This window comes from Micromonospora parva, assembly GCF_000718515.1.
Classification (GTDB): domain Bacteria; phylum Actinomycetota; class Actinomycetes; order Mycobacteriales; family Micromonosporaceae; genus Micromonospora; species Micromonospora parva.
The window spans coordinates 11,707-29,402 of record NZ_JNZS01000001.1 but is presented as its reverse complement, the minus strand read 5'-3'; the positions used below and the strand labels follow the sequence as shown (position 1 = coordinate 29,402).

General features: G+C 71.4%; 18 protein-coding genes. 7 read left to right on the top strand and 11 right to left on the bottom strand.

Annotated elements, in window-relative coordinates:
- Window positions 1-30: 30 nt before the first annotated feature.
- The 3 genes from IF22_RS0100125 to IF22_RS0100115 form a co-directional block, all read right to left on the bottom strand.
- The gene (locus IF22_RS0100125) at window positions 31-1,035 is read right to left on the bottom strand and encodes an ABC transporter substrate-binding protein (protein ID WP_030327376.1); all 1,005 of its coding nucleotides are present in this window, start codon (window positions 1,033-1,035) and stop codon (window positions 31-33) included.
- Between the two features lie 23 nt (window positions 1,036-1,058).
- Complete coding sequence (locus IF22_RS0100120) at window positions 1,059-2,027, bottom strand: ABC transporter permease (RefSeq protein WP_081883627.1); 969 nt, start codon at window positions 2,025-2,027, stop codon at window positions 1,059-1,061.
- A 279-nt stretch (window positions 2,028-2,306) separates the two neighbouring features.
- On the bottom strand, window positions 2,307-3,080 hold the full coding sequence (locus IF22_RS0100115) for a cupin domain-containing protein (protein ID WP_209444446.1): 774 nt from the start codon (window positions 3,078-3,080) through the stop codon (window positions 2,307-2,309).
- 93 nt (window positions 3,081-3,173) lie between these two features.
- Between IF22_RS0100115 and IF22_RS0100110 the strand changes: the two genes are divergently transcribed.
- A complete protein-coding gene (locus IF22_RS0100110; RefSeq protein ID WP_030327371.1) occupies window positions 3,174-4,247 on the top strand; it encodes a LacI family DNA-binding transcriptional regulator in 1,074 nt (357 codons plus the stop codon).
- Complete coding sequence (locus IF22_RS0100105) at window positions 4,244-5,263, top strand: phosphotransferase family protein (protein ID WP_030327370.1); 1,020 nt, start codon at window positions 4,244-4,246, stop codon at window positions 5,261-5,263. Before IF22_RS0100110 ends, IF22_RS0100105 begins: the two co-directional genes overlap by 4 nt.
- A 51-nt stretch (window positions 5,264-5,314) precedes the next feature.
- Here the strand turns inward: IF22_RS0100105 and IF22_RS0100100 are convergent, their stop codons facing one another.
- Entirely contained in the window at window positions 5,315-5,977 is a 663-nt protein-coding gene (locus IF22_RS0100100) for a fasciclin domain-containing protein (protein WP_030327368.1), read from the bottom strand.
- A gap of 133 nt (window positions 5,978-6,110) precedes the next feature.
- Here IF22_RS0100100 and IF22_RS0100095 point away from each other — a divergent pair, with 133 nt between their 5' ends.
- Window positions 6,111-6,596 (top strand): GNAT family N-acetyltransferase, encoded by a 486-nt coding sequence (locus IF22_RS0100095; RefSeq protein ID WP_030327366.1) that lies wholly within the window; start codon window positions 6,111-6,113, stop codon window positions 6,594-6,596.
- 408 nt (window positions 6,597-7,004) lie between these two features.
- On the opposite strand, the gene IF22_RS0100090 is transcribed toward IF22_RS0100095, so the two are convergent.
- A complete protein-coding gene (locus IF22_RS0100090; RefSeq protein WP_030327365.1) occupies window positions 7,005-8,288 on the bottom strand; it encodes an MFS transporter in 1,284 nt (427 codons plus the stop codon).
- Window positions 8,289-8,552: 264 nt separating this feature from the next.
- Here IF22_RS0100090 and IF22_RS32725 point away from each other — a divergent pair, with 264 nt between their 5' ends.
- Together IF22_RS32725 and IF22_RS0100080 are read left to right on the top strand one after the other, a co-directional pair.
- The gene (locus IF22_RS32725; RefSeq protein ID WP_051708062.1) at window positions 8,553-9,227 is read left to right on the top strand and encodes an NAD(P)/FAD-dependent oxidoreductase; all 675 of its coding nucleotides are present in this window, start codon (window positions 8,553-8,555) and stop codon (window positions 9,225-9,227) included.
- On the top strand, window positions 9,224-10,132 hold the full coding sequence (locus tag IF22_RS0100080) for an RNA polymerase sigma-70 factor (protein WP_030327364.1): 909 nt from the start codon (window positions 9,224-9,226) through the stop codon (window positions 10,130-10,132). The genes IF22_RS32725 and IF22_RS0100080 overlap by 4 nt, the downstream gene beginning before the upstream one ends.
- A gap of 16 nt (window positions 10,133-10,148) precedes the next feature.
- Here the strand turns inward: IF22_RS0100080 and IF22_RS0100075 are convergent, their stop codons facing one another.
- Complete coding sequence (locus IF22_RS0100075) at window positions 10,149-11,054, bottom strand: LysR family transcriptional regulator (RefSeq protein WP_030327363.1); 906 nt, start codon at window positions 11,052-11,054, stop codon at window positions 10,149-10,151.
- Between the two features lie 153 nt (window positions 11,055-11,207).
- On the opposite strand from IF22_RS0100075, the gene IF22_RS0100070 reads away from it, so the two are divergent.
- On the top strand, window positions 11,208-12,146 hold the full coding sequence (locus IF22_RS0100070; protein WP_030327361.1) for an SDR family NAD(P)-dependent oxidoreductase: 939 nt from the start codon (window positions 11,208-11,210) through the stop codon (window positions 12,144-12,146).
- Window positions 12,147-12,200: 54 nt separating this feature from the next.
- Here IF22_RS0100070 and IF22_RS0100065 read toward each other — a convergent pair whose 3' ends face one another.
- Window positions 12,201-12,761, bottom strand: coding sequence for an NADPH-dependent FMN reductase (locus tag IF22_RS0100065; RefSeq protein ID WP_030327360.1), 561 nt, complete (start codon window positions 12,759-12,761; stop codon window positions 12,201-12,203).
- 137 nt (window positions 12,762-12,898) lie between these two features.
- On the opposite strand from IF22_RS0100065, the gene IF22_RS0100060 reads away from it, so the two are divergent.
- Window positions 12,899-13,372 (top strand): MarR family winged helix-turn-helix transcriptional regulator, encoded by a 474-nt coding sequence (locus IF22_RS0100060; RefSeq protein WP_030327358.1) that lies wholly within the window; start codon window positions 12,899-12,901, stop codon window positions 13,370-13,372.
- A 33-nt stretch (window positions 13,373-13,405) separates the two neighbouring features.
- On the opposite strand, the gene IF22_RS0100055 is transcribed toward IF22_RS0100060, so the two are convergent.
- The 4 genes from IF22_RS0100055 to IF22_RS0100040 are packed head-to-tail and all read right to left on the bottom strand — an operon-like array spanning window position 13,406 to window position 17,682.
- Window positions 13,406-13,906, bottom strand: coding sequence for an anthrone oxygenase family protein (locus IF22_RS0100055; protein WP_030327356.1), 501 nt, complete (start codon window positions 13,904-13,906; stop codon window positions 13,406-13,408).
- A 49-nt stretch (window positions 13,907-13,955) separates the two neighbouring features.
- Window positions 13,956-15,803, bottom strand: coding sequence for an IucA/IucC family protein (locus tag IF22_RS0100050; RefSeq protein ID WP_081883625.1), 1,848 nt, complete (start codon window positions 15,801-15,803; stop codon window positions 13,956-13,958).
- Complete coding sequence (locus IF22_RS0100045) at window positions 15,800-16,408, bottom strand: GNAT family N-acetyltransferase (protein WP_036410436.1); 609 nt, start codon at window positions 16,406-16,408, stop codon at window positions 15,800-15,802. The genes IF22_RS0100050 and IF22_RS0100045 overlap by 4 nt, the downstream gene beginning before the upstream one ends.
- The gene (locus tag IF22_RS0100040; protein ID WP_030327352.1) at window positions 16,405-17,682 is read right to left on the bottom strand and encodes a lysine N(6)-hydroxylase/L-ornithine N(5)-oxygenase family protein; all 1,278 of its coding nucleotides are present in this window, start codon (window positions 17,680-17,682) and stop codon (window positions 16,405-16,407) included. The genes IF22_RS0100045 and IF22_RS0100040 overlap by 4 nt, the downstream gene beginning before the upstream one ends.
- Between the last annotated feature and the right edge of the window lie 14 nt (window positions 17,683-17,696).

The window sequence follows — 17,696 nt, the reverse complement described above, 5'->3', positions numbered from 1 at the left end:
CCGGTGGCTGCCGGCGCGGGGGTCACCGGGTCACCCCTGCGCCGCGTACGAGGAGTCCCAGTAGGCGCTGGGCGCTCCCGGGTCCTTCAGCTCGGCGTAGCGGGACATCAGCTCGATGGTCTCGGTCCACTGGGCCTCGGTGTTCACCCCGGGCGGGCCGTCCGCGCCGATCAGTGGCAGGTTGAGGGTGAGCTGCTTGGTGAGCACCTCGGGCGCCGGTTCGTTCTCGGCCAGGGCCGCCATCGCGCTCACCGCGCCGGCCGGGTCCCGGGCGGCGTCGGCCCAGGACTTCTGGGTGGCCCGGACGAACTTGCGGGCCAGCTCCGGGTCCTTCTGCAGGGTCTGCGTGTTGGCGACCAGACCGGTGCCGAGCAGGTTCATCCCGTAGTCGGCGAAGAGCAGTACGTCGACCTTCTTGCCGGTCTTGCTCTCGATGGTGGGAGCCTGGTCATGGAAGAAGCCCATGATGGCGTCGACCTTGCCCTCGGCCAGGGCGGCGATCTTGCCGGCGGCGTCGACGTTGACCACCTTGACGTCGTCCTTCTTGACGCCGTTCTTCTCCAGCCAGGCCGGGAAGGTCGCGTAGAGGGCGTCGCCGGGGGTGCCGCCGACGGTCTTGCCCTTGAGGTCGGCCGGGGTCTTGATGTTCTCCTCGGTGAAGAACTCCACCGAGGAGGGTCCCTTCTCCAGGTACGCGCCGAGGCTGCGCACCGGCATCCCGCTGGCCACCGACTTGAGCAGCACCGGGCTGTCCGCCCAACCGAAGTCGGTCTGCTTCTGGGCGACCTGCTTGACCGTGTTGCCCGAGCCGTTGCCGGGCAGGATCTTCAGGTCGATGCCCTCGGCGGAGTAGTAGCCCTTCTGCAGGCCGTAGTAGAAGGGCGCGTGCTCGCCGTAGGGCACCCAGTTGAGGGTGAGGGTGACCTGCTTGCTGCCGTCGGCGTTGGTGCTGCCGGCGGGGTCGTCCCCACCGCAGCCGGTCGCGGTGAGAAGCAGGGCGGCGGTGACCAGGATGGTGGTGGCGGTGCGTTTCATCGGTGCCTCCGTGATGGGGTCGGTCAGGAGGTGGTGAGGGACACGCCGGCGCGACGGCTGGCGTGCCAGGGAATGAGCAGTGCTTCGGCGATCTCGACCAGGACGAACAGGACGATGCCGATGGCGGACATCAGGATCAGGTCGGCGAACAGCAGCGGGGCGTCGAGGTTGCCGTTGGCCAGCAACAGGACGTAGCCGAGCCCTTCGCTGGCGCCGACGAACTCGCCGACCACGGCACCGACCACGGCGAGGGTGACGGCCACCTTCAGGCCGGCCATCAGGTGCGGCAACGCGTTCGGAAAGCGGATCTTGCGGAAGGTACGCCACGGGCCGGCGCCCATGGTGGCGGCGAGGTCGAGCAGTTCCGGGTCGGTGGAGCGCAGCCCGGCCACCCCGGAGATGACCACCGGGAAGAACGCGATCAGCACCGCCAGGATGATCTTCGGGGTGAGGCCGAGGCCGAACCAGACCACCAGCAGCGGCGCGATGGCGATCTTCGGGATGACCTGAGCGAACAGGACGATCGGGTAGAGCGCCTTGTCCAGGGTGCGGGAGTAGGCGATGGCGACGGCCGTGACCAGGCCCAACGCGGCGGCCAGCACGAAGCCGAGCACCGTCTCGTAGAGGGTGACCACTGTGTGCCGCGCCAGCTCGGACCACTGGGTGGTCATCGTCTCCCAGACCTGGCCGGGTGTGGGCACCAGGTAGTTCGGGACGTACTCCCGGGCCGCCACGAACCACCAGGCGACGAAGAAGACCGCGAGCACCAGCGCCGGACGCCAGAGCGAGTCGGCGAAGACCACCGCCCGCCGGCCGAGCGTCGGGCGTGGCGGACGGCCACCACCGGGTGGCGGTGCCACCGCTGTGGACGACGTCGCGCTGTCAGCGGCCTCCGGCGCGGCGAGGCTTTCCGGCCCGGAGGCGGCCGCCCGCGCACCGCCCGTCTGGTCGGCGGCCCGCCGGCCCGCCGTGTCCAAAGAGTTCTCGGTCACGCGGAACCTCCTCGGGGCCCGGCACGGCGCTCGTGAAGCGGGCCGGTCGGCGGATCAGGCAAACGCTTTCCTGGAGCGTAGGCGGCACCCTCACGCCGGGCAAGGCCTTTCCTCGATCTATTCCGTTCGATTGCCGACCCAGCCGGCGCCGATCGCTGCGAGATCGACTCGGCTTGCTGAAAACCGGGCTGTCGACGGCCCTCGGACACCCCCGATTCCAGTGAAACCGAGTGGACCACCCATCGGTCCACAGTGGATCTGGTGGTGCCCTGCGGACCGTCAGCCGGCCGCCGGGTAGGTGTCGAGGAGACCACACATGCCCAACCGGCCGCGCTCGACCGGCGCGGCCACCGCGTACACCCCGGCGTCGCCCAGGTGCCCGGCATCCCCCCGCTCCAGGGCGTCGAGCTGCCCGGCGGTGCCGGCGGCGGCACGGCCCGCGCCATCCTCCCACCGCTGCCGCCACCGCCCCAGCAACGGCTGGCGCAACGCGACAGCGGCGGCATGGAACGCGGCCAGCGCCGCCGGACCGCCGGAGCGCAGCGCCTGGAAACCGGCGACCGCCAGATCCCGCCTGCGGTACGCGGCGTGCACATCCGCACCCGGCGCTCCCCCGTCGGGCAACGCCGCCGCCGCGGCGTACGCGGCCGGGTCGGCCAGCACCTCCGGCGGAAAGGTCAGCACCGCGTCGCCGGCCTCCGGCAGGCCGCTGTTCTGCATGAGCACCACGATGCTCAGCCCGTCCCCGTTGACCAGGCGGTGCACGGTGCCCGGCTCGAACCAGACCACCACCCCCTGCCGCAGCGGCGTCTCCCGGAAACCGGCGGTGGTCAGGGTCTGCACCGCGCCCTCGCCGTCGGTCACCACGTACCCCTCGGTGCAGCACAGGTGCACGTGCGGAGTGCCGCCGACCAGGCCGTCGGGGGCCACCGTGTCGTAGACGCGCAGCCGGGACACCCCGATTCCGCCGGGCAGCGGTGCCGCCCGATCAGCGCGGGTGGCGCCACGGGCGGGAGGGTCGTCGGGTCGACGTACCGCGAAGCGATCGGACACGGCAGTGCCTCCCTGCGGGAAAGGGCTTTCTCTGCGGTACGGTGACGCTAGCCGGCACGACGAAACGCCGTCAACAGATCGAGGGGGCGGGCCATGGCGACCCTGTCCGATGTGGCCCGCCGGGCGGGCGTCTCACCCGCCACCGCTTCCCGCGTCATCAACGGCAGCAGCAAACCGGTCACCGACGAGCTTCGCGAGCGGGTGCTCGCCGCCGTCGCCGAGTTGCAGTACGTGCCCAACGCGCACGCCCAACTGCTGGCCCGCTCGCACCGCAGCGCGGTCGGGGTGATCGTGCACGACGTCTCCGACCCGTACTTCGCGGAGATCACCCGAGGGCTGCAACGGGTCGCCACCGACCAGGGCCGGCTGCTGATGATCTGCAACAGCTACCGGGACCCGGACCGCGAGTTGGAGTACGTGGAGCTGCTGCGCGGCCACCAGGTGGCGGCGCTGATCCTGGCCGGCTCGGGCTACCACGACGAGGCGTTCACCCGGCAGCTCAACGAGAAGCTCGCCGCGTACGAGGCCACCGGCGGGCGGGTGGCGGTGATCGGCCGGCACGAGCACTCCGGCGACGCGGTGATGCCGGACAACCGGGCCGGCGGCTACCTGGCCGGGCGGGAGCTGTGCGGCCTGGGGCACCGGGCGATCGGCGTGATCGCCGGCCCGCGCATCCTGACCACCACGACCGACCGGCTGGCCGGTCTGCGGCAGGCGCTCACCGAGCAGGGCCGTGAGCTGCCCGAACGACGCATCCGTTACGCGGAGTTCGACCGCGACGGTGGTGCCGAGGCCACCGCCCGACTGCTCGACGCCGACCCGGAGTTGACCGCGATCGTGGCGCTCAACGACTCGATGGCCATCGGCGCGCTCGCCACCCTGCGCACCACCGGGTTGGCGGTGCCGCAGCAGGTGTCGGTGCTGGGTTTCGACGACATGCCCATCGCCCGGGACGTGACCCCCGCGTTGACCACCGTGCGACTACCCTTGGTCCATATGGGAGTGCGGGCGATGTCCCTGGTGCTCGGCCCCGGGGCCGCGGCGCCCCGGGTCGAGGTGCTCCCCGCCGAGCTGATCCGCCGCGACACCGCCGGCCCCGTCCCCCGTTCCACCCGCGCCACCGCGGGCTCCGCGCCACGGGCCCGGCGGGGGGACACCACGTCGTGACCGCCGTCAGCCCGACCCAACAGTCCCTCACCAGCGCCGATGTGGCATACCTGGTCGGCGCGTCGTTCGGGCCGGGCGCCGGGGTCCGCGACGCTGGTCCGCTGACCGGGGGTGGGTACGCGACGGTCTGGTGGGCGCTGCTCGACGACGGCCGTCGGGTGGTGCTGAAGCTGGCTCCGTCGGCCGAGACGCCGCAGCTGCGCTACGAGCGCGGGCTCTGCGCCGCCGAGGATCGATACTTCCGGCTCGTCGCCGAGCGGGCGCCGCAGGTGCCCGTGCCCGCGGTGCTGTGGCACGGCACCGACCCGGCGTACGGCGAGTGGTTGGTCACCGAGTTGCTGCCCGGCCGGTCGCTGTTCGACCTGGCCGAGGCCGGTGGCGCGGTCGACGACGGCCCGGCGCGCTACGACCTGGGGGTGGCTCTCGCCGCGTTGCACCAGGTGACCGGTGACCGGTTCGGTTACGACGGCGGCCGGGCCGCCGGCGCGACCTGGCGGGCGGCGTTCACGGCGATGCTCGACGAACTGCTGGCCGACGCGGCCGACTGGGACATCCAACTGCCGGTGACACCGCAGCGCCTGCACGAACTACTGGGGCGGCACGCCGACGTGCTGGACGAGGTGCGCCGCCCGGCGCTGCTGCACTTCGACTGCTGGGACGGCAACGTGTTGGCGGCACCCGACGGTGATGGCCGGTTGCGGCTCTGTGGCCTGGTCGACGGCGAGCGGTTCCTCTACGGCGACCCCCTGCTGGACCTGGTCTCGCCGCGGCTCTTCCAACGCGTCGAGGACGACCCGGAGCACCCGCTGCTGCGCGGTTACCAGGCCGCCGCACCGCGGCCGCTGGTGCTGGACGCGTCGGCCCGCCGCCGGCTCGCCTTCTACCGGTTGCACCTGTACCTGCTGATGACCGTGGAGATGCCCAGCCGTGGGATGACCGCGCAGAGCCATCCCGGGCGGTACGCGCAGCTGGCCGCCCTGCTCGACGAGGAGATCGCCGCCCTCGCCTCGGGCTGACGGCCGTCGCGGGCGGCGTCCGACGCGTGGTCGGACGCCACCCGCCGCCGGTCAGGGCAGGTCGATCGGGCGGAGCACCCGGTCCACGGAGTGCGCGATCTGCCGGTTGCCCTTGTTGACGTCGAAGGTGACGACGCGCGCGTCACGGTCGTTGGTGTCGGCGTCGACCAGCCGCACCTGGCGGAAGAAGTACAGGTAGGTACGGACGTCGACCTCCACCGTGGAGCCGAGCGCGGTGGTCAGGTCCGTGCCGTCGGCCCGGACCGCCGTCTTGCGATCGATGGTGGCGCCCGGCACCACGTGGTAGAGCAGCACCGACTCAACGGTGTCGATGCCGAGCCCGGCGACCGCGGTGAAGGCCGCGCTCTCACTCGGCAGCTTCTTGGCCTGCGTGATCTCGCGGACCAACTGCTGGAAGGCCGCGTCGGTGGGGATGAACGCGGTCAGCGCCACGGTGCCGTCGGTGAGCACCTTGACCGGCGAGTTCGGCTTGGCTTCCAGCACGGCCAGCACGGCCGCGGTGAGCACGTCGAAGTCCCGCGAGTTGCGGTCGAACCCGCCCTTGTCCTTGGTGAGCACCTGGGCGAGGGACGTGGTGCCGAGCGGCTTGGGCTTGCCGGTGGCCTGAGCCGCCGGCACAGCGACGGCGGTGGTGGCCAGCGCGGTGGCCATGGCGCCCACCGCCATCCGGGCGGCGAGTCGTGCGATCTTCATCAGCGGGCCTTTCGTCGAAGCGGCCGGATCCGTGACGTCTCGTCACGATGAATGCTTCGCACCGGGTGTGCCGCCCGGATGCACCAGCGGATAACTGTTTGTCCGGGGCTCGCCCGCGGCTTAACCTCCCCCGGTGCTGATTCGGGAGTTCGTCGACCAGGACTGGTCGCAGGTGTGGCCCATCATCGAGGAGGTGATCCGGGCACAGGAGACCTTCCCCTACGACCCGACGATGACCGCCGACCAGTCGTACGGCATGTGGGTTGAGGCGGCACCGGGCCGGACCGTCGTGGCGGTCGACGGCCAACGGGTGCTCGGCACCGCGAAGATGGGCACCAACCGACCCGGGCCGGGTGCGCACGTCGCCACCGCAAGTTTCATGGTCGCCGCCGAGAACCAGGGCCGGGGCGTGGGCACCGCGCTGTGCCGCGAGGCTCTGACCTGGGCCCGCCAACAGGGGTACGCCGGCATGCAGTTCAACGCCGTGGTGCAGACGAACCGGTCGGCGGTGGAGTTGTACCAGCGCGAGGGCTTCGCGGTGGTCGGCACCGTGCCGGGCGCGTTCCGACACCCCACCCTTGGCCGGGTCGGCCTGCACGTGATGTACCAGGAGTTCTGACCACGCGGCGCCGTCGGAGCGGTACTGGTGGTCGGCGCCTTTGGAGCTGATGTCGCAAACGAATCGGCTGCTGGCCGGCTGCCCGAGTCGTCTCCCACCGCCGGGTCCGCTCCCCTAGCCGGGCCGCCGCCACCGCCCGGACCATTGCCACCGCCCGGACCATCGCCACCGGTCGGACCACCACCGGCCGCACCGGCGCCATCGCCACCGGTCGGACCACCACCGGCCGCACCGGCGCCATCGCCACCGGCCGGACCGTCTCCGCCGGACCACCGCCAACGCCCGGACCGTCCCCAACGGCCGCACCGTCGCCACCGGCCGGACCACCACCGGCCGCACCGGCGCCATCGCCACCGGCAGCACCGTCGCCACCGTGTGAATCGTTTACGGCATCAGCTCCATAGCGTCTCAACCACCAACGGTGCCTCCGGCCGGTGCCGGGTGCAGTCCGGGTTGTCCAGCGGCTGCCTCCCCACCGGCGCGACGGATCGGGGTGAAGAGGCCGCCGACCGCTACCAGCAGACATCCCGCGCCCGCCGCGAGCGTGACCGCCGGAGCACCGTAGCGGCCAGCGGCCCAGGTCAGCACGACGGCACCGGCCGGGCCGAGGGCGTAGTGGGTGCTCCAGAACGCGGAGGTGACCCGACCGAGCAGATGGTCGGGGGTGATCTCCTGGCGCAGCGACATCGAACAGATCCCGCCGATGCTGAGGCAGCACAGGTACACCGCTGTGAGCGCGGTGACCGCCGGCACGGTCGTGGCGATGCCGACACCCGCCACCGCGAACCCGCAGATCGTGTGCGCGCCGATCCAGGTGGCACCGAAGCCCCGACGGCGACGCAACGGGGCCACCAGCAGCGCACCGGCGACCGTGCCCAGCGCCGCCAGGCCGAGCACCGTGCCGACGGTGCCCTCGGAGCCGCCAAGGTCGTGCGTGACGTGGTAGATCAGCACGTCGACGAAGCCGTAGGTGAGGAAGATGAAGACCGACAACAGGACGGTCAACGCCCGCAGCACGGGCTGTCGCCACAGGAACCGCGCCCCGGCCAGGAACTCGGCCAGCGGGCGCTGCCGGGCCACCGCCTCGTCCACCTGCACCGGGCGCAGTCGGATCAGCCACATTCCGGCCGCCGAGAGCGCGAAGCTCGCCGCGTTGACGGCGATGGCGGTCGGCGGACCGAAGCGGGCCGCCACCACCCCGGCGAGCAGCGGGCCGAGGACCGCCGCCGCCGCGTACGTCGCCTGCAACCGGCCGTTGGCCTCGGTGATCCGGTCGCGGTCGACCAGGTTGCGGACCGCTGTCACCGCGGCGACCTGGAACACCATGCCGGCCGCCTCGCAGATCGGCAGCACCACGAAGAGCAGCCACACCTGCGGGCCGGCGAGCCACGCCAGAGGGACCAGTGCGTAGAGCACCAACCGGGTCAGGTCCGCCGCGATCATCAGGGTGCGACGGTCGTACCGGTCGACCAGCACCCCGCCGAAGATCCCGGCGACGACGGACGCCGCGCCCGCGACGGCGGTGAGCAGGCCCATCTGCGCCACCGACCCGGTCGCCTGGAGCACCAGCAGCGGCACCGCCAGGTAGGCGAACGAGTCGCCGGCCGCCGAGAGCGACTGCGCGATCCAGTACGTGCCGAAGGTCCGGTCCCGCCAGAGCGGAGCCCGACCAGCGGTGGCAGATCGGCTCATCACGCCAAGGGTAGTGAAGGCGGCCGTCCGACACTGCCCGTGGCGGGCGTCACATCGCGGCGATGCCACGGATCAACCAGCGGCACGCATCTCGTGGTCGTCAATCCGATCAGAGAGGCGAAACAATGAGCACATCGCAACGGCAGGTCCCGGCGGGCACGCACCGCGTTCTGATCCTGGGCGCGGGCTACGCGGGCATGGCCGCGGCGACCCAGCTCGCGGCACGGACCAGGCGGGCCGACGTGCAGGTACGCGTTGGGCAGCGTGACCGACACGGCGGCGGTGCCGGGCGTCGAGGAGCACGCGTACACCCTGGACAGCCCGAGCGGCGCGACCACCCTGGCGGACCGGCTGACCCGGCTCGGCACCGGCAGGGTCGTCGTCGTCGGCAGCGGGTTGACCGGCGTCGAGGCCGCCGCGGAGATCGCCGAACGGCACCCGGGGCTCGGGGTCACGCTGGTGGGTCGGCAGGATCCCGGGGCGAGCATGAGCCCGAAGGTCCGGGCGTACCTGCGGGCCGCGCTGACCCGCCTGGGCGTCCAGGTCGTCACCGGAACGGCGGTCAGCAGGGTCCGACCCGACGGGGTCGAGCTGGCCGGCGCGGAGGCTCTCGCGGCCGACGTCGTGCTCTGGACCGGGGGTACCCGGGTGGCGCCGCTGGCGGCCGCCGCCGGGCTGACCGTCGACGATCGCGGTCGCGTCGTCACCGACCCCACGTTGCGGTCGGTGTCGCACCCCGAGGTGTACGCGGTCGGCGACGCGGCCGCGGTCCGGCAGGGCTACGGGGTGCTGCACGGCACCTGTCAGAGCGGGATGCCGACCGGTGTGCACGCGGCGGTGTCGATCGCCCGCACGCTGCGCGGCAGGCAACCCAGGCCCTCCTCCGGTGCGTTCTGGCCGCGCGGCGGGCGCTTCACCCGCCTGCGGGACGCCCGGTGACGCGCCCGCCGGACGCCGACGAGCAGGTGTTCCACCGCCATCGCAACCTCCTGTTCTCGGTGGCCTACCGGATCCTCGGCAGCGCGGCCGATGCTGAGGACGCGGTGCAGGACGCCTGGATCAGATGGTCCTCGGCGGACCGCGCCCAGGTCGCCGACCCGAAGGCGTACCTCGCTCGGATCGTGTCGAACCTGGCGGTGCAGCGCCTGCGTTCGGCCCGGCAGCAACGCGAAACCTACGTGGGGCCGTGGTTGCCCGAGCCCGTCCTGAGCGACGGGGACGCCGTCACCGACGCCGAGTCCGTGTCGATGGCGATGCTGGTGGTGCTGGAGACGCTCAGCCCGCTCGAACGCGCCGTGTTCGTCTTGCGGGAGGTCTTCGACTTCAGCCACGCGGAGATCGCGGCGGCGGTGGAACGCTCCGAGGCCGCGGTCCGCCAGACCGCTCACCGTGCTCGCGAACATGTGCGAGGCCAGCGGCCACGCTTCACCGCGGACCGGTCCCAGCAGCGCGGGGTCACCGAGCGGCTCCTCGCCGCCGCGACCGGTGGCGACCTCAACACCCTGCTGGAGCTGCTCTCCCCCGACGTGACGCTGTGGACCGACGGTGGCGGGAAGGTCCGCCAGGCCCTGCGTCCGATCCGGGGCGCGGAGACGGTCGCCGGTTGGTTCGCGGCAATCGGCACCGTCACCTACCAGGGCGTTCAGCCGCACGACATGCGCGCTGTCCTGGTCGAGATCAACGGGGCGCCGGGGCTGGTGTTCAGCGGTGTCGGCCGGGTGGTCGCCACCGTCTGCTTCGACCTCGACGCCGACGGCCGGATCACCACCATCCACACCGTCGCCAACCCTGACAAGCTGCACGCCGTCGCCGACGGCACCACCCACCACCTCGCGACCCGGTGAGCCGACCGCCTCGCCGTCAGCCGGTGCTGGTGAGGTCGGTCGTCGCCGCGAGCTCCGTGACCACGTCCAGGAACCGGTGCAGCGCCGGGGCGGTGTTGCCCGCCAACCACACCATCTCGGTGTGCGCGTACGCGCCGGTCAGCGGGACGAACACCACGCCGGTGCGGCGCAGACTCGCCGCCGAGCAGGCGAGCCGGGTGACGCCGAGTCCGGCGGCGACCAGGCCGAGCAGGCTCTGCACGCCGGCCTCCTCCTGAACGACGGTCGGCTCGAAGCCCGCTTCCCGGAACTGGTCCTGGTAGGCGCGGTGCCAGGGTTCCCAGGAGCTGCGCGGCGTCATGACCCACTGTTCGTTCGCCAGGTCGGCGAGCGTCAACTCGGCCCGCCCGGCGAGCGGGTGGCCCTCTGGCAGCACCGCGCAGACCGGTTCGGTGGTCAGTCTCCTCGACTCCAGGCCGGGAACGAGCGGGGTCCGGGTGAAGGCCACGTCGTACTGCCCGCCGAGGACGCCCTGGACCAGGGGCGCGATGCTGGTGGACTCGGTGGCCAGGTGCAGGTCGGGGAGGTGGTGGCGGACCGCCCGGACCACCGGGGGCAGCAGGTGGTTGGCGACGGTGGTCAGGAAGGCGAGCCGGAGGGTCCCGACCTCACCCCGCAGGGCCCGCCCCACGACGGTGACTGCCTGCTCGGCGCGGTCCGTCACGGCGCGCGCCTCGGGAACGAACAGGGCGCCGATGTCGGTCAGGGTGGTGCCACGGCTGTCACGGTCGAACAGCTTCGCCCCGAGGACGCGTTCCAGGGCGGTGATCTGCTGCGACAGCGACTGCTGGGCGATCATCAGGCGGGCGGCGGCCCTGGTGAAACTCAGCTCCTCCGCGAGGACCAGGAAATACCGCAGTTGGCGCAGCTCGGGCGTGGCCACAGGAACAGACTGTAGCCACGTCAGGAAGAGCGTGTTGGCCGTCCGCGCAGACCACCGCGCACGATCGGTGGGCAGGGCTGAACCGCGACACCGTACGCCAGTACGGCGGGCCGGTATCGCCATCCGGGAACACCCGACACAAGGAAGTCGATCATGGCTGAAACACGCGTCACCACACCGTTCAACGCCCGGTCCACCGCCACCGACGTCGTGGCCGGTGTCGACCTGACCGGGCAGCGCGCCATCGTCACCGGCGCCTCCTCGGGCATCGGCGTGGAGACCGCCCGGGCGCTCGCCATGGCCGGCGCCGAGGTGACCCTGGCGGTACGGGACGTGCGGGCCGGAGAACGGGCCGCTCGGGAGATCGGCACCGGGGCCGTGGACCGGCTGGTCCGGGTCGCGTCGTTGGACCTGTCCGACCAACGGTCGGTCGCCGCTTTCGTCGCCGCCTGGGACGGGCCCCTGCACATGCTGGTCAACAACGCCGGGGTGTCGGCGACCCCCGAGATGCGGACCGCGGAGGGTTGGGAGTTGCAGTTCGCCACGAACCACCTCGGCCATTTCGCACTCGCCACAGGGCTGCACCGGGCACTCGCCAGCGCCGGTCGGGCCCGCGTGGTGTCACTGAGCTCCATCGCCCACGTTCAGGCCCCGATGGTCTTCGAGGACGTCAACTTCCGGGAACGCCCCTACGACCGTCTCCTCGCCTACGGTGAGTCGAAGACCGCCACCGCGCTGTTCGCTGTCGAGGCGAACCGGCGCTGGGCCGACGACGGCATCGCCGTCAACGCGGCCAACCCGGGCGCCGTCGCCACGAACCTGGGGCGGCACCTCACCGAGGAGGACTACGCGAGCCTTCCGGCGTACGACTTCAAGACCCCGCAGCAGGGCGCGGCGACCTCTGTGCTGCTTGCCGCGGGGCCGCATCTGGCGGGCATCGGCGGCCGGTATTTCGAGGACTGCGAGCAGGCGGTACGCCACAGCCCGGAGACGCCGCTACGAGGCGTGGCCGACCACGCGACCGATCCGGTGGCGGCGGCCCGACTGTGGCAGCTCTCGCTGGACCTGCTCGCCGGCGCACGGCTGGCCTGAATGCCCGGATACGGCCGCGGGATCCCCCGCGGCCGTATCCGGATCAGCGAACGCTCAGCCCTTGCGCAGCGGGGCGAGCGCCGCGCTCCAGGCGACAACCTGGTCGAGGGTGGTGTTCAGCGCGTCCTGCTGGAACGGGCCGGGCTTGAAGACGCTGAAGTTCTCGAAGTCGGTGAAGAGCGACAGCGCGACCTGCGAGCGCACGTCGGCCATCTGCAGCTCGCCGGAGATCAGACGCAGGTGCTCCACGGCGCGCGCGCCGCCGACCGAGCCGTAGCTGACGAAGCCGACGGCCTTGTTGTTCCACTCGGCGTAGAGGAAGTCGATGGCGTTCTTCAGGGCACCCGAGGTCGAGTGGTTGTACTCGGGGGTGACGATGATGAACCCGTCAAACGACGCGATCGTCTCGGCCCACCGCTTGGTGTGCGGCTGGCTGTACTGGCCCATTGAGGGCGGGTACGCCTCGTCGAGGTGCGGCAGCTGGTAGTCGAGCAGGTCGATCAGCTCGTACTCCGCGTCGGAGCGCTGCTTGGCGATCTCGAGCACCCAGCGGGCGACGGCCTCGCCGTTACGCCCCGGGCGGGTGCTGCCGAGGATGATCCCGATCCTGGTCATGTGTGGTGCCTTTCAGAGGTGCGTGCCGGACGACGGGAACGCTAACCGGTGCTTGATTGGTCAAGCAAATATGTGCCCTATGGGCGTGGTCACACGGAGGGTAAGCATTTGCTCAGTCAAACAAGTATGATATGAGGATGCCCGATCCCTCAGCAGCGACTCCGCAACCCCTCAGCCCGGACGAGGAAGCCCTGGTCCGCGCCTTGGGCCAGGTGATGCACGTGCTGCCCCGCGTGATCGACGCCGACATGGTCGGTGACCGTCAGCTACCACTCACCGAGTACACCGCGCTGATGAACCTCTCCGAGACGCCGGAGCGGCGGATGCGGATGAACGAGCTCGCAGCGCTCTGCCACCTCTCGCTCAGCGGCATGACCCGCACGATCATCCGGCTGGAGACGCAGGGGCTGGTCCGGCGGGAACGGTGCGAGGAGGACGCGCGCGGCTGGAACGCCGTCCTCACCGACGCCGGCTTCGCCCGCCTGACGGAGTCCTGGCCCAGCCACCTGGCCGCCGTACGCCGCCGGTTCCTGCAGCACTTCGAAGGCTTCGACCTCACCCAACTGGCCCTCGCGTTCCAGCGCGCCGGCACCGCGGAGCCGACCGACTGAGCCGGCGGCGGCCCGGTCGGTCACTCACCCGGCTCAGCCGGACAGCCGGCCCTGCGCCACCAGCGCCCAGGCCAGCAACCCGAAGGCGCCGGTCGACGCGACGGCCCGGACCACGTTGCCGCGTACCCAGGTGAGCTCGAAACGCGACCGCAGGGCGGCGAGGTCGGTGCCGTCGTCGACGTCGCCGGCGCGGGCCAGCACGTTGTTGAGCGGCACGTTGACCACGGCGGTGACGCCGAGCACCACCAGGTACAGCAGCAGTGCGGCGGCGACCCACGGCAACACCGTCCGACGCCCGGCACCGAGCTGCAGCGCCGCCGCCAGCAGCGTGAACAGCAGCGCGCCGCCGAAGCACACCGCGAACCATCCGTTGAGGATCGACTCGTTGATCCGCCGCATGGCGAGCACCAACGTCCGGTCGTCGGTACGCGCCAGACCCGGCATGACCGCGTACGCGAAGGCGGCGAACAACCCGGCGGTCAGGCCGGTGGTCACTGTGGCGGCGAACAGGCTGGCGGTGCTCAGGACTCCCATCCGCCTATTGCACCCGCTGACGGCAACAATGATCAACCGCGATTCGCGGTCACCGGGCCGGCGCGTGGGCGGCCAGCGGGTTGGTGAGCGTGCCGACGAACTGGAGTGCCGCCGACGGATCGGCCAGGTTGATCATCTGCTGGTTGTCGCGCAACTGCAGCCGGTTGAGGCAGGACAGCGTGAACTCCGGCGCGAACAGGTCGTAGTGGCGGACCCGCTCGGCCAGGTGTGGCACCCGGTCGAAGTAGTCGGCGGCGCAGGCCGCGACCGTACGCCAGAAGTCGTCCTCGGCGAGCACACCTGCCTCGACCAGGACCGCGTTGAGGTGCCGCAGGAAGCAGTCCACCACGTCGGTGAAGATGCTGAGCAGCTTGGTGTCGTCGGGCACCTCGACGCGGATCCGCTCCACCGCCGCCGGCAGCTCGACGTCGGAACTCATCACCGCGATCTCCTCGGCGATGTCCTTGAAGATCACCCGCTGGACCGTGTCCTGCTCGTCGAGGACCAGGATGACGTTCTCGCCGTGCGGCATGAAGGCCAGGTCGTACGCGTAGAAGCTGTGCAGCAGCGGGGTCAGGTAGGCGTCCAGGTAGCGGCGCAGCCACACCTCGGGTGCCAGGCCGGACCGGGCGATCAGTGCCGCCGCGAGCGCCCGGCCCTCGTCGTCGACGTGCAGCAGCGCGGCCATGGTGGACAGTCGCTCCCCCGGCGCCAGGTCGGGCACCGGGCTCTCCCGCCACAGGGCGGCCAACATCTTGCGGTACGGGGAGGTGCGGTCGGTCGCCGCCTCGTACTGGCGGTGCCGGTAACCCACCGCGGCCCGCTCCCGGATGACGGTCAGCCCGGTGCCGGTCAGCACCTCGTCGCCGGCGATCAGGTCGGCCAGCCAGTCGTTGATCGCCGGGGTGGCCGCCATGTACGCCGCCGACAGCCCCCGCATGAAGCCCATGTTCAGCACCGACAGGGCGGTCTTGACGTAGTGCCGGCCCGGCTCGCTGACGTTGAAGAAGGTGCGGATGGACTGCTGGGCGAGGTACACGTCCGGCCCGGGGCCGAGGTGCACCAGCCGACGCTCGGCAAGCTCACCGGCGAAGGTGACGGCCAGCTTGTTCCACCACTGCCACGGGTGCGCCGGGATCAGGTGGTAGTCGGCGAGGTCCAGCCCGAGATCGGTCATCGTGGCCGCGAACCGGGCCCGGGTCCCGGCGTCCAGCTCGCCCTCGATGAGCGTGTCGTAGTCGAGGTCGGCGGCGCTGCTGAACGTCGAGTGGTCCCGGTGCGCGGCCAGCCACTCCAACCGCACCGGAGCGGCGGCCTCCGGCGCGTACCGGTGGTACTCGTCGACGCCGAAGCCGAGCCGACCGTTGTTCGCCACGAAGCAGGGGTGGCCCTCGGTCATCGAGGTCTCGATGGTCTGGAAGTCCGCCTCGGCCAGCTCGGCGGCGCTCGGCGCGGCCTGGGTCAGCTTGTACGCGGTACCGGCCAGGGTGGAGGTGATCTCCTCCAGGTAGACCGGGAGCACCCGCGCGGAGAGCCCGAGGGTGTCGCGCAGTTCGACGATCAGGTCCACCGCGTCCGGTGCCAGCGACGTGCCGTCGCGGTGCCGGGTGATGCTGTCCGCGTCGATCTGCCAGTGGGACAGGGCGAGTACCCGCGCCGCGAACCGGTAGCTGACAGTGCCGTCGTCGCTGTGGATCTCGTACCACTGCCGGTCGTCGGGGCCGGCCACGGCCTGCGGGGTGAGCAGCCGCTCGTGGGTGAACTCGGCGAGCGCCTTGCGGACCAGCAGCCGGTTGGCCCGGGCCCACCGCTGCGGGGTGAGGTGCCCGACCGGGTCGCCGGAGGCGGGGTACGCGGTGGCGACGGGCGGGTGGCTGGGGGCGGCGGTGGTGGTCACGCCGGGGCTCCTTCGGTTCGGGTGGCGGCGGCGGGGTCGACGGCGGCACGGTCGGCGGCGGCCTGGAACTGGGCTCGGGTGCAGACGCTGAGCAGCGCGTCCTTCTCCGGCTTGGCGATCGGTCCGACGACGGTGAACCCGACGGCGGCGTTCAGCGCGTGCACGGCCGTGTTGCGCACGTCCGGCTCGACCACCACCCGTCGGGTCGTCGGATCGTCGAAGAGCCATGCCATCACGGTGCCGATCACCGCCCGGGTGAAGCCGTGCACGGGTGTGCCGACCGGCGCGCAGAGGAAGTGCATGCCCACGTCACCGGGCTGGTGGTCGTAGAGGCCGACAAGTTCGACGTGGGCCGGGTCGTAGCGCTCCGCGAGGAAGGCCGGGCTCCCCCGCCACAGCCCGAGGTACGCGTCGTGGTGCGGGTGCCCGGCGATCCGCCGGTACTCCTCGGCCACCTGGGCCTCGTCGGCGTCCTGCATCAGCCAGAACGCCGCCTTCGGGTGGGTCACCCAGCCGTGCAGCAGCGCCGCGTCGGCGTCCGGGTCGAGCGGCCGCAGCGCGAACTCGCCGAGCCGCTCGTCGACGCGGGTGAAGGCGGTGGTCACGACGACACCCCGAACTCCTGGAAGGTGATGCTCTTCTCGATCGGGTAGTGCTCCCGGCCGAGCAGCTCGGAGATGATCCAGGAGTTGCGGTAGGCGCCCATACCCAGGTCCGGTGAGGTGATGCTGTGCGTGTGGGTGCCCGCGTTCTGCAGGAAGATGCCCCGTCCGCTGTGGTCGATGCTGTAGTTGCGGGCCACGTCGAAGCGGCCGTGCGCGTCCCAGCGGATCCGGTCGCGCACCGGCGCGAGGAACTCCGGCACCCGGTAGTGGTAGCCGGTGGCCAGGACGAGGCCCTCGGTACGCAGCGTGAAGTCGCGCTCCTGCTCCACCTGACGCAACCCCAGCGTGTACCCACCGTCCTGGTGCTCGGCGCTGACCAGCTCGGTGTTGGTGAGCAGGCGGGTGTTCACCGGTCCGTCGACGCTGAGCGCGTAGAGCAGGTCGAAGATGTCGTTGATCAGGTCGGCGTTGATCCCCTTGAACAGGCCCTTCTGCGCGGACTCCAGCCGGTAGCGGGTCGCCTCGGGCAGCGCGTGGAAGTAGTCCACGTAGTCCGGTGAGGTCATCTCCAGCGTCAGCTTGGTGTATTCGAGCGGGAAGAACCGCGGTGAGCGGGTCACCCAGTTGAGCTGGTAGCCGTACCGGTCGATGTCACCGAGCAGGTCCTGGTAGATCTCGGCGGCGCTCTGCCCGCTGCCCACCACGGTGATGCTGCGCTTGGTGCGCAGCGCCGCGCGGTGCTCCAGGTAGTGGGAGTTGTGCACGGCGTCGCCGGGCAGTCCGGCGACGGCCGGCGGCAGGTGCGGCGGGGTGCCGGTGCCGAGCACCAGATGCCGGGCCCGGTATTCGACGGTCTCCCCCGTGCCGGTGGCGGCCCGCACCACGTACCGCTCGTCAGTGCTGTCGTACTCCACTGTGGTCACGGTCTGACCGAAACGCAGGTTCGGCAGTTTCGCCGCCGCCCACCGGCAGTACGCGTCGTACTCGCTGCGCAACGGGTAGAAGCTCTCCCGGATGTAGAACGGGTAGAGCCGGCCGATCTCCTTCAGATAGTTGAGGAAGGAGAAGGGCGACGTCGGGTCGGCGAGGCTGACCAGGTCGGCGATGAACGGGGTCTGCAACCGGGCCGACTCCAGCAGCATGCCGGGGTGCCAGGCGAGGCTCGGCCGGGCCTCCAGGAACACTCCGTCGAGTTCGTCGATCGGCGCGGTGAGGCAGGCCAGGCCCAGGTTGTACGGGCCCAATCCGATGGCGACGAAGTCGTGGGTGGACATCGGGGTCTCCAGGC

What these genes read in the sequence shown, in the direction of transcription:
- IF22_RS0100055 (WP_030327356.1), bottom strand. Translation starts at nt 13,906, where the DNA reads ATGGGAGTCCTGAGCACCGCCAGCCTGTTCGCCGCCACAGTGACCACC.
- IF22_RS0100100 (WP_030327368.1), bottom strand. Translation starts at nt 5,977, where the DNA reads ATGAAGATCGCACGACTCGCCGCCCGGATGGCGGTGGGCGCCATGGCC.
- IF22_RS0100070 (WP_030327361.1), top strand. Translation starts at nt 11,208, where the DNA reads ATGGCTGAAACACGCGTCACCACACCGTTCAACGCCCGGTCCACCGCC.
- IF22_RS0100060 (WP_030327358.1), top strand. Translation starts at nt 12,899, where the DNA reads ATGCCCGATCCCTCAGCAGCGACTCCGCAACCCCTCAGCCCGGACGAG.
- IF22_RS0100040 (WP_030327352.1), bottom strand. Translation starts at nt 17,682, where the DNA reads ATGTCCACCCACGACTTCGTCGCCATCGGATTGGGCCCGTACAACCTG.
- IF22_RS0100090 (WP_030327365.1), bottom strand. Translation starts at nt 8,288, where the DNA reads ATGAGCCGATCTGCCACCGCTGGTCGGGCTCCGCTCTGGCGGGACCGG.
- IF22_RS0100110 (WP_030327371.1), top strand. Translation starts at nt 3,174, where the DNA reads ATGGCGACCCTGTCCGATGTGGCCCGCCGGGCGGGCGTCTCACCCGCC.
- IF22_RS0100065 (WP_030327360.1), bottom strand. Translation starts at nt 12,761, where the DNA reads ATGACCAGGATCGGGATCATCCTCGGCAGCACCCGCCCGGGGCGTAAC.
- IF22_RS0100125 (WP_030327376.1), bottom strand. Translation starts at nt 1,035, where the DNA reads ATGAAACGCACCGCCACCACCATCCTGGTCACCGCCGCCCTGCTTCTC.